At 68.6% G+C, this 16957-nt stretch carries 17 protein-coding genes; 2 read left to right on the top strand and 15 right to left on the bottom strand.

Features of this window, described 5'->3' with window-relative positions; translation table 11 throughout:
* Positions 1 to 93 precede the first annotated feature (93 nt).
* The 3 genes from ACWFR3_RS41485 to ACWFR3_RS41475 all read right to left on the bottom strand — a co-directional run bounded on the left by ACWFR3_RS41485 (position 94) and on the right by ACWFR3_RS41475 (position 1713).
* Complete coding sequence (locus tag ACWFR3_RS41485; RefSeq protein ID WP_453739909.1) at positions 94 to 474, bottom strand: DUF6113 family protein; 381 nt, start codon at positions 472 to 474, stop codon at positions 94 to 96.
* Positions 475 to 566: 92 nt separating this feature from the next.
* A complete protein-coding gene (gene mshB / locus ACWFR3_RS41480; protein WP_453739897.1) occupies positions 567 to 1487 on the bottom strand; it encodes an N-acetyl-1-D-myo-inositol-2-amino-2-deoxy-alpha-D-glucopyranoside deacetylase in 921 nt (306 codons plus the stop codon).
* A 31-nt stretch (positions 1488 to 1518) separates the two neighbouring features.
* On the bottom strand, positions 1519 to 1713 hold the full coding sequence (locus ACWFR3_RS41475; protein WP_389903579.1) for a hypothetical protein: 195 nt from the start codon (positions 1711 to 1713) through the stop codon (positions 1519 to 1521).
* 148 nt (positions 1714 to 1861) lie between these two features.
* Between ACWFR3_RS41475 and ACWFR3_RS41470 the strand changes: the two genes are divergently transcribed.
* Positions 1862 to 4039 carry a prolyl oligopeptidase family serine peptidase gene (locus ACWFR3_RS41470; RefSeq protein WP_453739896.1) on the top strand — a complete coding sequence of 726 codons (2178 nt, stop codon included), beginning with the start codon at positions 1862 to 1864 and terminating at the stop codon, positions 4037 to 4039.
* Positions 4040 to 4404: 365 nt separating this feature from the next.
* Here ACWFR3_RS41470 and ACWFR3_RS41465 read toward each other — a convergent pair whose 3' ends face one another.
* From ACWFR3_RS41465 to ACWFR3_RS41445, 5 genes are all read right to left on the bottom strand, one after another.
* Complete coding sequence (locus tag ACWFR3_RS41465) at positions 4405 to 5478, bottom strand: ABC transporter ATP-binding protein (RefSeq protein WP_453739908.1); 1074 nt, start codon at positions 5476 to 5478, stop codon at positions 4405 to 4407.
* Between the two features lie 52 nt (positions 5479 to 5530).
* Entirely contained in the window at positions 5531 to 6568 is a 1038-nt protein-coding gene (locus tag ACWFR3_RS41460; RefSeq protein WP_453739895.1) for an ABC transporter ATP-binding protein, read from the bottom strand.
* A 6-nt stretch (positions 6569 to 6574) separates the two neighbouring features.
* Positions 6575 to 7561 carry an ABC transporter permease gene (locus ACWFR3_RS41455; protein WP_453739894.1) on the bottom strand — a complete coding sequence of 329 codons (987 nt, stop codon included), beginning with the start codon at positions 7559 to 7561 and terminating at the stop codon, positions 6575 to 6577.
* Entirely contained in the window at positions 7554 to 8477 is a 924-nt protein-coding gene (locus ACWFR3_RS41450) for an ABC transporter permease (protein ID WP_365861848.1), read from the bottom strand. Before ACWFR3_RS41450 ends, ACWFR3_RS41455 begins: the two co-directional genes overlap by 8 nt.
* A 72-nt stretch (positions 8478 to 8549) precedes the next feature.
* Positions 8550 to 10181 carry a peptide ABC transporter substrate-binding protein gene (locus ACWFR3_RS41445; RefSeq protein WP_453739893.1) on the bottom strand — a complete coding sequence of 544 codons (1632 nt, stop codon included), beginning with the start codon at positions 10179 to 10181 and terminating at the stop codon, positions 8550 to 8552.
* Positions 10182 to 10364: 183 nt separating this feature from the next.
* Between ACWFR3_RS41445 and ACWFR3_RS41440 the strand changes: the two genes are divergently transcribed.
* Positions 10365 to 10970 carry a Uma2 family endonuclease gene (locus ACWFR3_RS41440; protein WP_453739892.1) on the top strand — a complete coding sequence of 202 codons (606 nt, stop codon included), beginning with the start codon at positions 10365 to 10367 and terminating at the stop codon, positions 10968 to 10970.
* Here the strand turns inward: ACWFR3_RS41440 and ACWFR3_RS41435 are convergent.
* From ACWFR3_RS41435 to ACWFR3_RS41405, 7 genes are all read right to left on the bottom strand, one after another.
* On the bottom strand, positions 10919 to 11443 hold the full coding sequence (locus tag ACWFR3_RS41435; protein WP_453739891.1) for a GNAT family N-acetyltransferase: 525 nt from the start codon (positions 11441 to 11443) through the stop codon (positions 10919 to 10921). The two genes, ACWFR3_RS41440 and ACWFR3_RS41435, sit on opposite strands and share 52 nt — an antisense overlap.
* Positions 11436 to 12095, bottom strand: coding sequence for a hypothetical protein (locus ACWFR3_RS41430; protein WP_453739890.1), 660 nt, complete (start codon positions 12093 to 12095; stop codon positions 11436 to 11438). Before ACWFR3_RS41430 ends, ACWFR3_RS41435 begins: the two co-directional genes overlap by 8 nt.
* The gene (locus ACWFR3_RS41425) at positions 12088 to 12621 is read right to left on the bottom strand and encodes a SigE family RNA polymerase sigma factor (protein ID WP_453739889.1); all 534 of its coding nucleotides are present in this window, start codon (positions 12619 to 12621) and stop codon (positions 12088 to 12090) included. The genes ACWFR3_RS41430 and ACWFR3_RS41425 overlap by 8 nt, the downstream gene beginning before the upstream one ends.
* 141 nt (positions 12622 to 12762) lie before the next feature.
* Entirely contained in the window at positions 12763 to 13929 is a 1167-nt protein-coding gene (locus tag ACWFR3_RS41420) for an ABC transporter ATP-binding protein (protein ID WP_453739888.1), read from the bottom strand.
* Positions 13922 to 14983 carry an ABC transporter ATP-binding protein gene (locus ACWFR3_RS41415; protein WP_453739887.1) on the bottom strand — a complete coding sequence of 354 codons (1062 nt, stop codon included), beginning with the start codon at positions 14981 to 14983 and terminating at the stop codon, positions 13922 to 13924. The genes ACWFR3_RS41420 and ACWFR3_RS41415 overlap by 8 nt, the downstream gene beginning before the upstream one ends.
* Before the next feature lie 11 nt (positions 14984 to 14994).
* Positions 14995 to 15951, bottom strand: coding sequence for an ABC transporter permease (locus ACWFR3_RS41410; RefSeq protein ID WP_453739886.1), 957 nt, complete (start codon positions 15949 to 15951; stop codon positions 14995 to 14997).
* The gene (locus ACWFR3_RS41405; protein ID WP_453739885.1) at positions 15944 to 16873 is read right to left on the bottom strand and encodes an ABC transporter permease; all 930 of its coding nucleotides are present in this window, start codon (positions 16871 to 16873) and stop codon (positions 15944 to 15946) included. Before ACWFR3_RS41405 ends, ACWFR3_RS41410 begins: the two co-directional genes overlap by 8 nt.
* Positions 16874 to 16957: the final 84 nt, after the last annotated feature.

Genomic DNA, 16957 nt, shown 5'->3' with positions numbered 1-16957 from the left:
GGCTCGGCGGCGCGCACCACCATACTGGCCGCCGTCGGCACTCATCCTGTGACCGCCTTCAATCCCGTGCGGGGCACGGGCTGAAGTGGTACGTCACTTGCCAAGTCGGGCGGCGGGCCCGCCTGGTTGCGGCCTCTGGCCGAGGGTGGCACACATCACAGCGACGGCCATTCCGCCGAGCAGAAAGGCATACGATCCAAGGCCCGCGCCGAAGAGGAAGTCCCCCTCGGGCCGGCTGGCCGTGAGCAGCATGACGGCGACGAGCCAGCCCGCCGCCGGCGCCACCGCCCCCGCTCTGGTGCCGATCGCACGCGCCCCTCCGTAGAAGAGCCCGGCGGCCCCGACCAGCGCGAGCAGCAACCCGCCGGGGAACCAGCCCCCTTGGACGAGTGCGCCTGCCGTGCCGACGACCGCGCCGAGAACGAAAAGCCCGGCATAGGAGGCAAGTCGGCCGAAATCGAGCGGCTGGGCCAGCGCGCTGCCACCCGGCGGGGCGGCAGCGGATGACGAGCCGGACGACCCGCCCGAGGGCCGTCCGGAAGCCGACGTCGCACGCGAACGGGTACTCACAGTGCCGTCACCCCGCCGACGCCCGCGCCTTCGAGCCCCGCGAACAGATCCGTCTCACGCTCGCCGTCCATCGCACCGGCCTTCCCTCGCACCAACTCGTAGTACTCCACGTCGAAGATCGGCTGCGCTAGCCCGTTCGACAGGACGAAGAGCGGACCCTGTACCTCGATCTGCGTGGCGTGCGCGCGCATCGCCGCCGCCTTCGCCTGCGCGAAGGCCGTCCCGTCGATCTCCGCCGTGATCCGTTCGTCGTCCGTCACACCCGGCACGTCGGCGACCACCGCGGGGGTCGTGAACGGCGAGTGCCGAAGGGCACCCTCCATCCACCGGAACCGCTCTTCGACGACGGAGCGCGGCGCGCGGTTCCAGTAGATCTTGCCGATGGTGTGCGGTTCGCCGAGATCCGTGCGGAAGGCATCCTCGGCCGCGAGGTCCGCGGCGCGCATCGCGACCCGGTGGGCCTGGATGTGGTCGGGGTGGCCGTATCCGCCGTCCGGGTCGTACGTCACGAGAACCTGCGGACGCACCTCGCGGATCACCTCGACGAGGTGCGCCGCCGCGGCATCGAGATCGGCCGACCAGAAGGCACCGGTCCGGTGATTCTGCTCGATGCCCATCATCCCGGAGTCGCGGTAGCGCCCCGTGCCGCCGAGGAAGCGGTGGTCGGTGACCCCCAGCTCCTTCATCGCGGCGGCCAGCTCGCCGATGCGCTGCGGACCGAGCACGTCCTCGCGGTCGGGGGCGAGATGGGCGAGCTCGGGCGGGATGACCTCGCCCTCCTCGCCGAGCGTGCAGGTCACCAGCGTGACATGGGCGCCGTCGGCCGCGTACTTGGCCATCGTCGCGCCATTGTTGATCGACTCGTCGTCGGGGTGCGCGTGCACGAGCAGCAGACGCCGGGCGGGCAGTTCCGTCATGGGACCACCCTACGAGCACCCCGCACGCCGGTCAGAACTTGATGTCGCCGATCATCCCCGCCACGTTGGTCGTCAGCTCGTTGATCGTGGGCGCGATGGATGAGCTCGCCAGATAGAAGCCGAGCAGTACACAGACGATCATGTGGCCGGCTTTCAATCCTGACTTCTTGATCAGCAAGAAGACAATGATCGCCAGTAGCACCACCGCCGAAATCGAGAGTGCCACGACGGTCACCTCCAAGTCCCAGACCCTGCACCAGTGCGGACGCCAGCAGGTACATACCCACTAAGCGCTACGGATCATAACTATCCGTGGGTCCGCATGACTCGGAGCACGGCAGCACAAGGGGGCGCATGCCCCATAGGCTCGGAGGATGACCACCGAGACGCCCGCAACCGCCGGGCACACCGAGAGTCAGACGCAGCGGCTCTCCTTCCCTCGTCTGCACGCCCGCACGCAACGCTTCACTCTCGGTGCGCCCCGCGCGTTCACGGTGGCGCCGGACGGATCACGTGTCGCCTTCCTGCGCTCGCCGTCCGGTACGGACCGGGCGAACCAACTCTGGGTCCTGGACCTGGAGGACGGCGCGGTCGAGCGTGTCGCGGCCGATCCTCAAGCGCTCCTGAAGGGCGCCGTCGAGCGCCTCTCTGCCGAGGAACGCGCCCGCCGCGAGCGCAGCCGCGAGGGCGGCGCGGGCATCGTCGGGTACGCGACGGACGCGGCGGTGGAACTCGCCGCCTTCACGCTCTCCGGGCGGCTCTTCGCTGCGGAGCTGCGCGCGGGCACGGCACGCGAACTGCCCGCACCGGCCCCGGTGATCGACCCGCGCCCCTCGCCCGACGGCCGCCACATCGCGTACGTCACCGGGGGCGCCCTGCGGGTGACGGGCGCCGACGGCGACGGCGACCGGGCCCTTGCGGCACCCGAGCCGGACTCCGCCGAGAAGGCGACCGTGACGTACGGCCTCGCGGAGTTCATCGCGGCCGAGGAGATGCAGCGTTCGCGCGGCTTCTGGTGGTCGCCCGGATCGGACCGCCTCCTGGTCGCACGCGCCGACGACGCCCCGGTACGGCGCTGGTGGATCGCCGATCCCGCGCACCCGGAGACGGAGCCCGCGCGGGTCGCGTACCCGGCGGCGGGCACGGCCAACGCGGACGTACGCCTCTTCGTCGTGACCCTGGACGGCGCGCGCACCGAGGTGATGTGGGACCGCGCCCGCTACCCGTATCTGGCCCGGGTGCACTGGTCGTCGGCCGGGGCGCCGCTGCTCCTCGTCCAGTCCAGGGACCAGCTCAGCCAGCTCTACCTGGCGGTCGACCCGGACGACGGTTCGACGCGCATGGTGCACGCGGAGGAGGACCCGCAGTGGCTGGAACTGTTCCCCGGCGCCCCTTCCTGGTCCCCCAGCGGCCGCCTGGTGCGGATCGTGGACGAGGGCGGCGCGCGGGTCCTGGCCGTGGGCGAACGCCCGCTCACCGGACCCCAGTTGCACGTCCGCGCGGTGCTCGACGTGGCGGACGAGGATGTCCTGATCTCGGCGTCGGCGGGCGAGTCCGCCGCGACCCCCGAGACCGGTGAGGTGCACGTCTACCGGGTCAACGAGCTGGGCGTCGAGCGTGTCTCCGACGAGCCCGGGGTGCACTCCGCGGTGCGTGCGGGCGGGCTCACGGTGCTCGTGTCGGCCACCCTCGACCAGCCGGGCTCCCGCATCCGGGTGCTGCGCGACGGCAAGCAGGTGGCCACTGTCGCCTCACACGCGCAGCATCCGGGGCTCACGCCGCGCGTGACGTTGACCGAGGGGGGCGCGCGCAAGATCCCGTGCGCCGTGCTGCTCCCCACGGACTACGAGGAGGGCTCGGGCCCGCTTCCCGTACTCCTCGATCCGTACGGCGGTCCGCACGGCCAGCGGGTCGTCGCCGCCCACAATCCCTACCTCACGTCCCAGTGGTTCGCGGACCAGGGCTTCGCGGTGATCGTCGCGGACGGCCGGGGCACTCCGGGGCGCTCCCCCGCCTGGGAGAAGGAGATCCGGCGGGACTTCACGCTCACCCTGGACGACCAGGTGGACGCGCTCCAGGGCCTCGCCGCGTCCTTCCCCCTCGACCTCGACCGGGTCGCCATCCGGGGCTGGTCCTACGGCGGTTACCTCGCCGGGCTCGCGGTCCTGCGCCGTCCCGACGTGTTCCACGCGGGGGTGGCGGGGGCGCCGGTGACGGACTGGCGGCTGTACGACACGCACTACACGGAGCGGTACCTGGGAAACCCCGCCGAGGACCCGGCGTCGTACGCCCAGAGCTCCCTGGTGACCGAGGAGGGCCTCGTCGCGCCCGAGGTGCCGCACCGCCCCCTGATGATCGTGCACGGCCTCGCGGACGACAACGTGGTGGTGGCGCACGCGTTGCGCCTCTCCTCGGCGCTGCTGGCCGCGGGCCGCCCGCACGAGGTCCTGCCGCTCTCCGGGGTGACGCACATGACCCCGCAGGAGCAGGTGGCGGAGAACTTGCTGCTGCTCCAGGTGGACTTCCTGAAGCGCTCGCTGAACCTGCTGTAGGCACGGCAACCGGCCGGGGCGACATGGCAAACCCCGGCCGGTCTACGGCACCCGCACGGCCGTACGTTCTTCAGCGTGCCGCCTGTGTATATCGCCGTGGCGACGGAGCGATTGCCCGCGTGTTAAGCACGAGCAGGCTCTCTTTCCCCAACCCCGCCCCTTCCCGAAAACCCGCTCGGCGCGGGGGCCATGTGCCTTGTACGTGCCGTCATCACCGGCTTCGCCGAGTTCGTCCTCAATCGCCGGACGGGCTAAATGTATTTAGCCCGTCCGGCGATTGAGGACATCTTGTCGGGGGTCCAGGGGGCGGAGCCCCTTGGTTTCGGGAAGGGGCGGGATTGGGGAGAGCCCCGCAGGGACCGCCCCTACGGAACCACCTGCTTCTCCTCCGCGAAGTGGCACGCGGAGTCATGCGCCGCCGGCCCCGTGACCCCGCGGAACTCCGCCGGAACGGCCAGCAACGGCACCTCCAACGCGCACCGCTCCCGCGCCTTCCAGCACCGCGTGCGGAAACGGCACCCCGACGGCGGATTCGCCGGCGAAGGAACATCCCCGCTCAGAATGATCCGCTCCCGGTGCTCCCGCGCAGCGGGGTCGGGCACCGGCACGGCAGAGAGCAGCGCCTGCGTGTACGGATGCGTCGGATGCTCGTAGATCTCCGCGTCGGAGCCGATCTCGACGATCCGCCCCAGGTACATCACACCCACCCGGTCGGAAATGTGCCGCACGATCGACAGGTCGTGCGCGATGAACACGTACGACAGATCGAACTCGTTCTGCAGCCGGTCCAGGAGGTTCACCACCTGCGCCTGCACCGAGACGTCGAGCGCGGAGACCGGCTCGTCCGCCACGATGATCTCCGGCCGGAGGGCCAATCCCCGCGCGATGCCGATCCGCTGCCGCTGACCGCCGGAGAACTGATGCGGATAGCGGTTGATGTACTCGGGATTCAGCCCGACCACATCAAGGAGTTCCTGCACCCGCTGCCGCCGCGACCCCTTCGGCGCGACCTCGGGATGGATCTCGTAGGGCTCACCGATGATGTCGCCGACCGTCATACGGGGGTTGAGCGACGTGTACGGGTCCTGGAAGACCATCTGGATGTTGCGGCGCACCGCCTTCAGCGCGCGCCCCGACAGCTTGCTGATGTCCTCGCCCTTGTAGCGGATCTCCCCGGCCGTGGGCCGCTCCAGGTTCACCAGCATCTTCGCGACCGTCGATTTCCCGCAGCCGGATTCCCCCACGATGCCGAGCGTCTCGCCCTGCCCGAGGTCGAAGTCGACGCCGTCGACGGCCTTGACCGCGCCGACCTGCTTGCGGATGACGATGCCCTGAGTGAGCGGGTAGTGCTTGACCAGACCCCGTACCTGGAGGATCGGCTCACGACCGCTCGCCGAGCCGTGCGCGGCGAACTCGTGCTCGGCCCGCGCCTTGTCCATCAGCTGCCGAGCGGTCTCGCCCTCCTCCGCGAGCTGCTTCTTGCTGATGTGCTCACCATGAGGCATCGAGCGTCTCCTTCCAGAAGTGGCAGGCGCTCCTGCGGTCGGCGGCCAGGCCCTCGTACGCCACCTCGTAGAGCGGCGGCTCGTCGGTCCTGCAGACGTCCCTGGCCATCGGGCAGCGGGGGTTGAAGGCGCAGCCCGGCGGGATGTTCATGAGGTTGGGCGGCAGGCCCTTGATCGCGTAGAGCTCCTGGCCCTTCTGGTCGAGCCGGGGAATCGACTCCAGGAGGCCGCGCGTGTACGGGTGCGCGGGGGCCTTGTAGATCTCGTGGACGGGGGCCTTCTCGACGATGCGGCCCGCGTACATGACGGCGATGTTGTCGGCGACGTCCGCCACGACGCCCAGGTCGTGGGTGATGAGGATCAGGCCCATGTTCAGCTCGCGCTGGAGCTCGGCGAGGAGGTCCATCACCTGGGCCTGGACGGTGACGTCCAGGGCCGTGGTCGGTTCGTCGGCGATGATCAGCGAAGGTTCCAGGGCCATCGCCATGGCGATCATGATGCGCTGGCGCATGCCGCCGCTGAACTGGTGCGGGTACTGCCCGACCCGTTCCTTCGCGGCCGGGATGCGCACCCGGTCCATCAGCTCGATCGCCTTGGCCTTGGCGTCCTTGCGGGACATCCCCTGGTGGACGACGTACATCTCGCCGAGCTGCTGGCCGACGCTGAGCACCGGGTTCAGCGACGACAGGGCGTCCTGGAAGATCATCGCCATGCCCGCGCCGCGTGTCTTGCGCCGCTCCTCCGCCTTGAGCTTCAGGAGGTCCTGGCCCTTGAAGAGGATCTCGCCGCCGGTGATCTTTCCGGGCGGCATGTCGAGGATGCCCATGATGGCCTGGGCGGTCACGGACTTGCCGGAACCCGACTCGCCGAGGACGGCGAGCGTCTCGCCCTCGGCGACGCTGTAGTCGACGCCGTTGACGGCCTTGGCGACGCCGTCCCTGGTGCGGAACTCCACGTGCAGATCGCGCACTTCGAGCAGCTTGGACGTCGCCGTGGTGGACGCCTCGGATGCCACGGTTGCCATGGGCGCCTACCTCAGCTTGGGGTCGAGGGCGTCGCGCACCGCGTCGCCGAGCATGATGAACGCGAGCACGGTGATCGCAAGCGCTCCCGCGGGCCAGAGCAGCATGTGCGGGGCGTTGCGGATGTACTGGGAGGCGGCCGAGATGTCGATGCCCCAGCTCACGGTCGGCGGCTTCAGGCCCACGCCGAGGTACGAGAGGGTCGCCTCCAGGGCGATGTACGTGCCGAGCGCGATGGTGGCGACCACGATGACCGGCGCGATCGCGTTCGGCGCGATGTGGCGCAGCAGCATCCGCGAGTTGGATGCGCCGAGCGCCCGCGCCGCCTGGACGTAGTCGTTCTGCTTGGCGGTGATCACGGAGCCGCGGGCGATGCGCGAGAGCTGCGGCCAGCCGAGGAGCACCATGAAGCCGATCACCGGCCAGACGGTGTTGCTGGTGACGACCGAGAGGAGCACCAGGCCGCCGAGTACGACGGGGATGGCGAAGAAGACGTCGGTGATGCGGGAGAGGATCGCGTCCCAGAACCCGCCGAAGAACCCCGCGAGGCCGCCGAGCACGCTGCCCAGGATCGCGACGCCGAGCGTGGCGCAGACGCCGACGGTGACCGAGGCGCGGGCCCCGTAGACGGTCCTCGTATAGACGTCGCAGCCCTGTCCGTCGAAGCCGAAGGGATGGCCGGACGTGGAGCTCTTCTGGGCGTTGGCGAGGTCGCAGGAGAGCGGATTGCCGGAGGCGATCGCGGACGGCCAGAGCGAGATGAAGACGAGGAAGAGAATGATGAGGCCCGAGATGATGAAGATCGGGTTCCGTCGCAGCTCGTGCCAGGCGTCGGACCACAGGCTGCGGGCCGGGGCGGACGGTCCGGTGCCGTCGGGGCCGCCGGGCGTCCTGTCCAGCGTCGTCCCCTCGCTCGCCGCGAGGTCCATCGCGCCCCCGGCACCGGTCGGGGCGATGGCGCCGTCCGGTCCGTCCGGCTCTCGGGGGTCAGGCATAACGGATCCTCGGGTCGAGTACGGCGTACAGGAGGTCGACGATCAGGTTGGCCACCAGGAAGACCAGGACGAGGACGGTCACGAAGCCGACGACGGTCTGGGTGCTCTGCCGCAGGATTCCCTGGTAGAGCTGGAAGCCGACGCCGTGGATGTTGAAGATCCGCTCGGTGACGATCGCGCCGCCCATCAGCGCGCCGATGTCGGTGCCGATGAAGGTGACCACCGGGATGAGTGAATTGCGCAGCAGGTGCCGGGTGATGACGCGGCGCCGGGGCAGCCCCTTCGCGATGGCCGTGCGGACGTAGTCGGCGCGGCGGTTCTCGGCGATGGAGGTCCGGGTGAGCCGGGTGACGTAGGCCAGGGAGACCGAGGCGAGCACGAGGCCCGGCACGATCAGTTCGTTGACCGGCGCCTCCGAGGAGACGGAGGGTTTGATCACGCCCCACTCGACGCCGAGCAGCAGCTGGAGCAGCAGGCCGGTGACGAAGGTGGGGATCGCGATGACGACGAGCGTCAGGAGCAGGACGACGGTGTCGATGGGCCGCCCGCGCCGCAGTCCGGTGACGACGCCGAGCGAGATTCCGATGACGATCTCGAAGACGATCGCGACGAGCGTCAGCCGGATGGTCAGCGGGAAGGCCGTCGACATCAGCTCGGTGACCTTCTGCCCGTTGAAGGCGGTACCGAAGTCGCCGGTGAAGACATTGCCCATATAGGTCGCGTACTGCTGCCACACGGGCTTATCGAGGCCGAATTCCTTCTTCAGCTGAGTGGCCGTGGCGGGGTCGCACTTGCGGTCCCCGCACAGGCCCGCGATGGGGTCGCCCATCACGTTCACCATCAGGAAGATCAGGAGTGTGGCGCCGAAGAAGACCGGGATCATCTGCAGCAGACGCCGGATCACATAACGTCCCACGAGAGCTCCGGAAGTAGCGGAAGCGACCGTCCGGCGCGCATTCGCTCGCGCCGGACGACCGCTCCCTGGGCCTCAGCTGACCTTGATCTCGTTGTAGACCGGGACGCTGAACTGGTTCAGCGACACGTCGGAGACCTTGTCCGAATAGCCGGCGCTGCCGTTCTGGTACCAGAGCGGAATGACCGGCATCTGGTCGGCGAGGACCTTCTCGGCGTCCTGGAAGGTGGATACGGCCTTCCCGGTGTCGGTCTCGGAGTTGGCCTTGTCGACGAGCCCGTCGAATTCCTTGTTCGACCACTTGCCGTCATTGGACGGGGCGTCCGTGTAGTACAGCGGCTGCATGAAGTTCTGGATCAGCGGATAGTCCATCTGCCAGCCCGCGCGCCAGGCGCCGTCCAGCTTCTGCTGGGATGCCTTGCTGCGGAAGTCGGCGAAGGTGCCGACGGGGCTTGCGACACAGGCCTTGTCGTTTCCGAGTGCCTTGTTGATGGAGTTGCAGACCGCGTCGACCCATTCCTTGTGCGAGCCGGTGTCCGCGTTGTACGTGATCTTCAGCGTGCCGCCGGGGATTCCGCCGCCGTCGGCGACCATCTTCTTGGCCTTGGCCGCGTCGTACTTGCAGGGGTCGCCGCAGAGCCCGGACTTGTAGCCGCCGGCCTCGCCGAGGACGGGCGATGTCCAGTCGGTGGCGGGGGTGCGGGTCTTCTGGAAGATCGTCTCGGTGATCTGCTCACGATTGATCGCCATCGAAAGCCCCTGCCGGACCTTCTCCATCCCGCTCTTGGACCACTTGCTGTCGTAGAACGGGAATGCGAGCGTCTGGATGATGCCGGCGGGGGTGTTGATGTAGCGATCACCCAGATCACTCTTGGCGTTCTTGAGCTGCGACGCGGGAACATCGTCGACGAGGTCGAGGTTCCCCGCCATGAGGTCCGTATAGGCGGTGTTGTTGTCGGTGTAGACCTTGAGATCCACACCGCCGTTCTTCGCCTTGTCGTCACCCTTGTAGCCGTCCCACTTGCGCAGGGACATCTTGGAACCCTTGTCGTACGAGTCCACGGTGTACGGACCGTTGCCGACGGGCTTCTTGAGCCAGGCGTCGTGGTCGTCGTAGAACGCCTTGGGCAGCGGCGCGAACGCCGGATAGCCGAGGGTCTTGGGCCAGGTGGAGAACTTCTGCGTGAGCTTTACGGTGAAGCTGGTGTCGTCGACGACCTTCAGCCCGGAGAGCTTGTCGGCCTTGGCGTCCCCCTTCTCCGGGTGGACGTCCTCATACCCCTCGATATAACCGAAGAAGTAGGCGTTCTTCTGGTTGTTCTTCAGATGGGCGCCGTAATTCCAGGCGTCGACGAAGGACTTGGCGGTGACCTTCTCGCCGTTGCTGAACTTCCAGCCGTCCTTGATCTTGACGGTGAAGTTCTGCGAGTCCTTGGTGTCGATCTTGTCGGCGATCATGTTCTTGGCCTCGCCGGTCTTCGGGTCGTACCGCATGAGACCCCGGAAGATCATGTCGAGCACCTTGCCGCCCTGCACCTCATTGGTGTTGGCAGGCTCCAGCGGATTCTGCGGGTCGCCCCACGAGGACCCCACGATCCCGGAGCCGTCCCCGCCACCGCCACTGTCCCCGCCTCCACCACAGGCGGTCGCCGCGAGTGCAACGGTCACCGCGCATGCGGCCCACTTGGCGTGCGTGGCTCCACGCATGGAGAGCCTCCCTTTCAGGCCTAAGTCAGACTTACGCCCAAATACACCCCAATGCATGGCGCTGCGCATCTTTATGTGGTCTTTCCGGGGCCAGTCGGACCGGGAAACCCTCGGATGCCCGATGAACACCCGGGCCACCCCGCCGCGACGCGAGCCGGGCGAACACCTCGCTACCTTCGCACCATGGATTACGCGAAGATGCGCGCGATCGCCGAGGGACTGATGGAGCACGCCGAGGGACTGGAGGGGTCCTGGACGGTCGAGATCGGCCCATCGGGTCCGCGGCTCGCCATGGTCACCCCCTCCAAGCGCCGGGCGGGCACGGTCCGCCGTATCCGCGACCAGCTGAACGGGCAGCTCCTCACCACCCATCCCGGCTACATCTGCGCGAACGGCCCCGAGATCGAGCACCCGTCGATCGGCCGCATGCGCCTTCCGGATGCCCTCGTGATCCCTGAAGCCGCGCTCGACGAGGAGGGCCTCGCCGTCGATGCCACGCAGGTGCTTGCCACCATCGAGGTCGTCTCCCCGACCGCTTCGGACGACGAGTACGCCGAGAAACTCACCGACTATCCCGCCATGGGCATCAAGCACTACATGATCGTCGACCCCCGGACCGGCACCATCGAAGTGCACTCCGAGCCGTGCGCAGGCCGGTACGGGCACAAGGAGCCGTACATCTTCGGCGACGAGGTGTCGTTCGGTCCCTGGACAGTGCGGACTGCCGAGTTCCGGCGCTACGGAAGACCGGGGTCCGAAGCCAGCCGTGCGTGGAGTTCGACGTCGTAGCGGATTCCCTCGTACGCGAGTTTCTGGCGTTGCAGGCCCTCCGCCGCGAAGCCGGCGGTCCGGGCCACCCGGCAGGATGCCGGGTTGTTGACCCGGTGGCCCAGCTCCAGGCGGAAGAGCCCCAGCTCCCCGAAGGCCCACCGGGCCAGCGCGTCGCACCCGTACGACGCCACGCCGCTCCCCCGCGCCGACGGCGCCGTCCAGTACGACACCCAGCCCGTCGCGTGGACGTGGTTCACCGCGCCCACGGCGACGTTTCCCAGCGGGGTGTCGTTCCCGTCGACCACCGCGAAGGAGTACGCCGTTCCGGCCCGCTCCTCCTCCTCGCGGCGCGCGATCCAGCGGGAGGCGCTCTCCCGGGAGTCGACCGGCTCGTCGGACTGCCGGGACATCTCCGGTGCCGAAAAGGCGTCCAGCACGGCGACGGCGTCCCGTTCGCTCCACGGGCGCAGGCCGCGGACCCCGTCAGCCACGTCCGTCCACCTCCGTCTCCACCACCGACACCCAGCCGCGCCACCGCTCCACACTCACGCGCAGCCGCGTGGAGGACTCGGTGGTGCCGGACCAGTAGGGGGCGGTGCCCTCCGTGTGCTCCCGCAGGCCGCATTCTGTCAGCGCGTCGCGCAGGAGTGACACCTCGTTCGCCGCGACGGACTCGCTGTCGTACTCGGTGACACGCTGCCTGGCGTCGGCGCCCTTGTCGCTGTAGTACTCCGTGCCGTACTGGACCTGGTTCGGTGCCTTCCGCCCCGCGTACGCGTACGAGCCCGGGCAGCTGTTGTCGTCGCCCACCTTCGGCAGGGGGAGGTCCGCCATGTTCTCCTCCTCGTCCCCCTTCCACTGCCACTTCGCGGCCTGCGGCATCTGCTGAGGCGTCAGCAGGCGCACGACCCCGCCCACCATGAAGGGGTTCTTCGCAGGCGTCACCGCGGGCCGCACCTCCCTGCCGTCCCCGCCCCCGCCCCCCGGCAGCACCGCCCACACCGTCCCCGCCACCAGCGTCGTGACCGCCGCGGCCACAGCGACCCGCCGCCGCACGGTCCGCCGCCCGCCCCGCGCCCGCAGCTGGGCCCCGCTCGGCATCCGTACCGTGACGTCGTCCAGCAGCTCTTCGACCTCAGCCATGTCGGGCCGCCCCTTCCCCGGTGAAAGCAGTCGTGTCGGTCAGGCGCTCCCCCAGCGCCTTGCGGGCCCGGCTCAACCGGGTGCGGACCGCCCCGTTGGACGCCCCCGTCTCCCGGGCCACCTGTTCCACTGGCAGGTCGAGCAGGTGATGCAGGACCACCGCCTGCCGCTGCTGCGGCGCCAGTTCCCGCAGCGCCTCCACCAGCGCCACCCGGTCGGCGGAGAGCTCCGGCACGTCCGTCGCGACGCCGTGCCGCAACTGCGCCCGCAGCCGGTTCCGCGTCCTGCGCCACGTACTGATCGCGAGCCTGGACGCCACCGTCCTGACCCACGGCAGCGGATCCCCCTCCCGCGTCAGCCGCTCCCACCGCTGCCACGCCCGCACATACGCCTCCTGCACCGCGTCCTCCGCCTCCGCCAGATCACCGGTCATCGCGTAGACCGTGGCGACCAATCTCTTGGCGGTGGCGGCGTAGAACGCGTCGAACTCCGCGGCGCGATCCGCCTCTTCCTGCCGTCTCGTCATAGTCCCCCGTCCGTTCCTGGGTTCCGCTCTCGACAAGAACACGCTCGGCGGTGCCCGGATGTTACGCACGAAAATGGGGGCGCCCGGAACCGAGTGGTTCCGGGCGCCCCCATGACGTACGGCCAAAAGCCGAGGCAGAGACTACGCCGCGTGCACGACGTCCTTCTCCTCCGCGAAGTGACACGCCGACTCATGAGCCGCCGGAGTGTCCTGGCCCGCGAACCGCGTCGGGATCGCGAGCAGCGGGGTCTCCTCCGCGCACTTCGCCTCCGCCTTCCAGCAGCGGGTGCGGAAGCGGCAGCCCGAGGGCGGGTTCGCCGGGGACGGGACGTCGCCGGTGAGGATGATCCGCTCGCGGCCCTCACGGGCCTCCGGGTCCGGCACCGGGACAGCCGACAGGAGCGCCTGCGTGTACGGGTGCGTCGGGTGCTCGTAGATCTGCTCGTCCGAGCCGATCTCCGCCATCTTGCCGAGGTACATCACGCCCACGCGGTCCGAGATGTGCCGGACGATCGACAGGTCGTGCGCGATGAAGAGGTAGGAGAGGTTGAACTCGTCCTGCAGCTTCTCCATCAGGTTGATGACCTGGGCCTGGACGGAGACGTCCAGAGCCGAGACCGGCTCGTCGCAGATGATGATCTCGGGGTTCAGGGCCAGACCGCGCGCGATGCCGATGCGCTGGCGCTGACCGCCCGAGAACTGGTGCGGGTAGCGGTTGATGTACTCCGGGTTCAGGCCCACCACGTCCAGGAGGTCCTGGACCTTCTGGCGGCGCGAGCCCTTGGGAGCCACCTCGGGGTGGATCTCGAAGGGCTCCCCGATGATGTCGCCGACCGTCATACGCGGGTTGAGCGACGTGTACGGGTCCTGGAACACCATCTGGATGTTGCGGCGCACCGCCTTCAGGGCACGCCCCGAAAGCTTGGTGATGTCCTGGCCCTTGTAGAAGACCTCGCCGGCCGTGGCGCGCTCCAGCGTCATCAGGAGCTTGGCGACCGTGGACTTGCCACAGCCGGACTCGCCCACGATGCCGAGGGTCTCGCCCTGGTAGAGGTCGAACGAGATGCCGTCGACCGCCTTGACCGCGCCGATCTGCTTCTTGATCAGGATTCCCTGCGTGAGCGGGAAGTGCTTGACCAGGTTGCGGACCTGGAGGATCGGCTCGCCGCGCTCCACCGGTGCCTCGATGGCCGCGACGGCCTCCTCGGCGGTGGCCGCGTCGACCGTTTCCACGTCGGAGACGTTCGGCGTGGCGTCGGCAGGCTCGTCCGTCTTCGAGAGCTTCGAAGCCTTCGTCGGCTCAGCCATGGATCGTCTCCTTCCAGAAGTGGCACGCGCTGCCGCGGCCCGGCAGCTCCGCGCCGTCCCGCTCCGTCACCTGCACCAGGGCGGGGATGTCCGTACGGCAGATGTCCTGCGCCTTGGGGCAGCGCGGGTTGAAGGCACAACCGGACGGAATGCGGAGCAGGTTGGGCGGCAGGCCCTTGATCGCGTAGAGCTCCTGGCCCTTCTGGTCGAGCCGGGGAATCGACTCGAGCAGACCGCGCGTGTACGGGTGCGCGGGGCGCTTGTAGAGCTCGTGGACCGGGGCCGTCTCGACGATCCGGCCCGCGTACATGACCGCGATCTTGTCCGCGACGTCGGCGACCACGCCGAGGTCGTGGGTGATCAGGATCAGACCCATGTTGTACTCGCGCTGAAGGTCGGACAGCAGGTCCATGACCTGCGCCTGGACCGTCACGTCGAGAGCCGTGGTGGGCTCGTCCGCGATGATCAGGTCCGGCTCCAGGGCGAGCGCCATCGCGATCATGATGCGCTGACGCATACCGCCGGAGAACTGGTGCGGGTAGTCGTTCACCCGCTCCTTGGCGGCGGGGATCTTCACCCGCTCCATGAGCTCGACGGCCTTGGCCTTGGCTTCCTTGCGGCTGAGCCCGTCGTGCACCCGGAACATCTCGCCGAGCTGGTAGCCCACCGAGAGCACGGGGTTGAGCGACGACAGGGCGTCCTGGAAGATCATCGCGATCTTGCGGCCGCGGATCTTCCGGCGCTCCTCGCCGGACATCTTCAGCATGTCCTGGCCCCGGAACAGGATCTCGCCCTGCGGGATCTTGCCGGGCGGCATGTCGAGGATGCCCATGATGGCCTGGGCCGTCACGGACTTGCCGGAACCGGACTCACCGAGGACGGCGAGCGTCTCGCCCGCGTCCACGCTGTAGTTGACGCCGTTGACTGCCTTGACCACACCTTCGCGGGTGTGGAACTCGACGTGCAGGTCCTTGACGTCCAGGAGCCTGCCGCTCTTTTCCTCGCCCGAGCGGGGGGCGGGAACCGAGTCTTCCTTGATGTCGATGCTGGTCATTTACGCCTCCCTCAGCGCAGCTTCGGGTCGAGGGCTTCGCGTACGGCGTCGCCGAGCATGATGAACGCCAGCACAGTCATGCTGAGCATCCCGGCGGGGAAGATCAGCGTGTGCGGGTTGTTCCGGATGTCGCTGAGGGCGTCGGAGATGTCGCCGCCCCAGGAGAGCGCGTCGTCACCGAAGCCGAGGCCCAGGTACGACAGCGTCGACTCGGCGACGATGTACGTGCCGAGCGCGATGGTCGAGATGACGATGACCGGGGCGATGGCGTTCGGCAGGATGTGCCGGAAGAGGATCCGCTTGGTGTCCGCTCCGAGGGCGCGTGCCGCCACCACATAGTCCGAGTGCTTCGTGGTGATCACCGCACCGCGCATGACGCGGGCGATCTGCGTCCAGCCGAGGAAGGCCAGGGCGCCCGTGATCACCCAGACGTTGCGCTCGGTGAAGGCGTTCAGGACGACCATGGCGCCGAGCAGGAACGGGATGCCGAAGAACACGTCGATGAGACGGGAAAGCAGGCTGTCCCAGAATCCGCCGAAGTAACCCGCGAGCATGCCGACCAGGCCGCCGAAGAGGGTGACCAGGATGGTCACGCCGAGGCCGACCATGATCGAGTTGCGTGCGCCGTAGACCACGCGCGCGTAGATGCTGCGTCCCTGGCGGTCGTAGCCGAACCAGTCCGGCTGGAAGACGTGACCGAGGTTGGGCTTCTGCAGGAAGTGGTGCGTCAGGTCGCCCGAACTCGGACTCGCGCTGGTGAACATGCCCGGGAAGGCCGCCACGAGCAGCAGCACCAGGATGAGCGCCGACGAGATGAGGAACAGCGGCCTGCGGCGCAGGTCGCGCCACGCGTCGTTCCAGAGGCTGCGCGGCTTGCCGGGTGCCTCGCCGGCGTCGGCGACGGCAGCCACGTCCGCGGCTATGACGGCCTGGTCGTCCGCGGCGGCGGTCTTGGTGATGTCAGGCATAACGGATCCTCGGGTCCAGGACCGCGTAAAGCAGGTCGACGAGCAGGCTGGCGAGGAGGTACACGAGCACCAGGACGGTGACAACTCCGACGATGACCGCTCCCTCGCGCTGGAACAACGCTCGGTAGAGCAGATTTCCGACGCCGGTCACGTTGAAGATGCCCTCGGTGATGACCGCGCCACCCATCAGGGTGCCGATGTCCGTTCCGAGGTAGGTGACCACCGGGATCAGCGAGTTGCGCAGCAGGTGCCGGGTGATGATCCGTCTGCGCGGCAGCCCCTTGGCGACAGCCGTACGGATGTAGTCCGCCTGCCGGTTCTCGGCGATGGATGTGCGGCTCAGCCGCGCCACGTACGCCAGACCGACCAGACCGAGCACGAGGGCCGGCAGGATCAGCTCGCCGAAGTTCTCCGAGTCCTGGACCGTCGGTGTCACCCAGCCGAGCTGGTTGCCGAAGATCAGCTGGAGGAACAGGCCGAACACGAAGATCGGCACGGAGATCACGAGGAGCGTGAAGAGCGTCACCGAGTTGTCGAGGACGCGTCCTCGCTTCACACCGGCCAGCACGCCCAGGCTGATGCCGACGACGAGCTCGAACGTCCAGGCCATGGCGGCGAGCCGCGCGGAGACCGGGAAGGCCTGTGTGATCTCGTCGAGGATCGGCCGGTTACCGGCGATGGTGTTGCCGAAATCGCCCTGCAGCAAACCGCCCATGTAGTGGAAATACTGCTGCCACAGCGGCAGATCGAGCCCGCGGTCGTGCTTGATCTGCGCCACCTGTGCAGGGTCTGGCGGCTTGTCTCCCCAGAGTGCCGCGACCGGGTCGCCGGGCAGCACATTGACCATCAGGAAGATCAGCAGGGTTGTCCCGATGAAGACCGGGATCATCTGGAGCAGTCGCCTCGCGACGTAGCGCCCCATGGTGGTGCCTCCGTCCATTGCGGAGCCGCCCGTGAAGCGACGCCCGGGGGCGGCCGGGGGGCCGGGAAGGGGTGCGGACAAAAG

The sequence above is a fragment of the Streptomyces sp. NPDC055189 genome (genome assembly GCF_053606765.1).
This window is presented reverse-complemented; position numbering and strand designations above follow the sequence as displayed.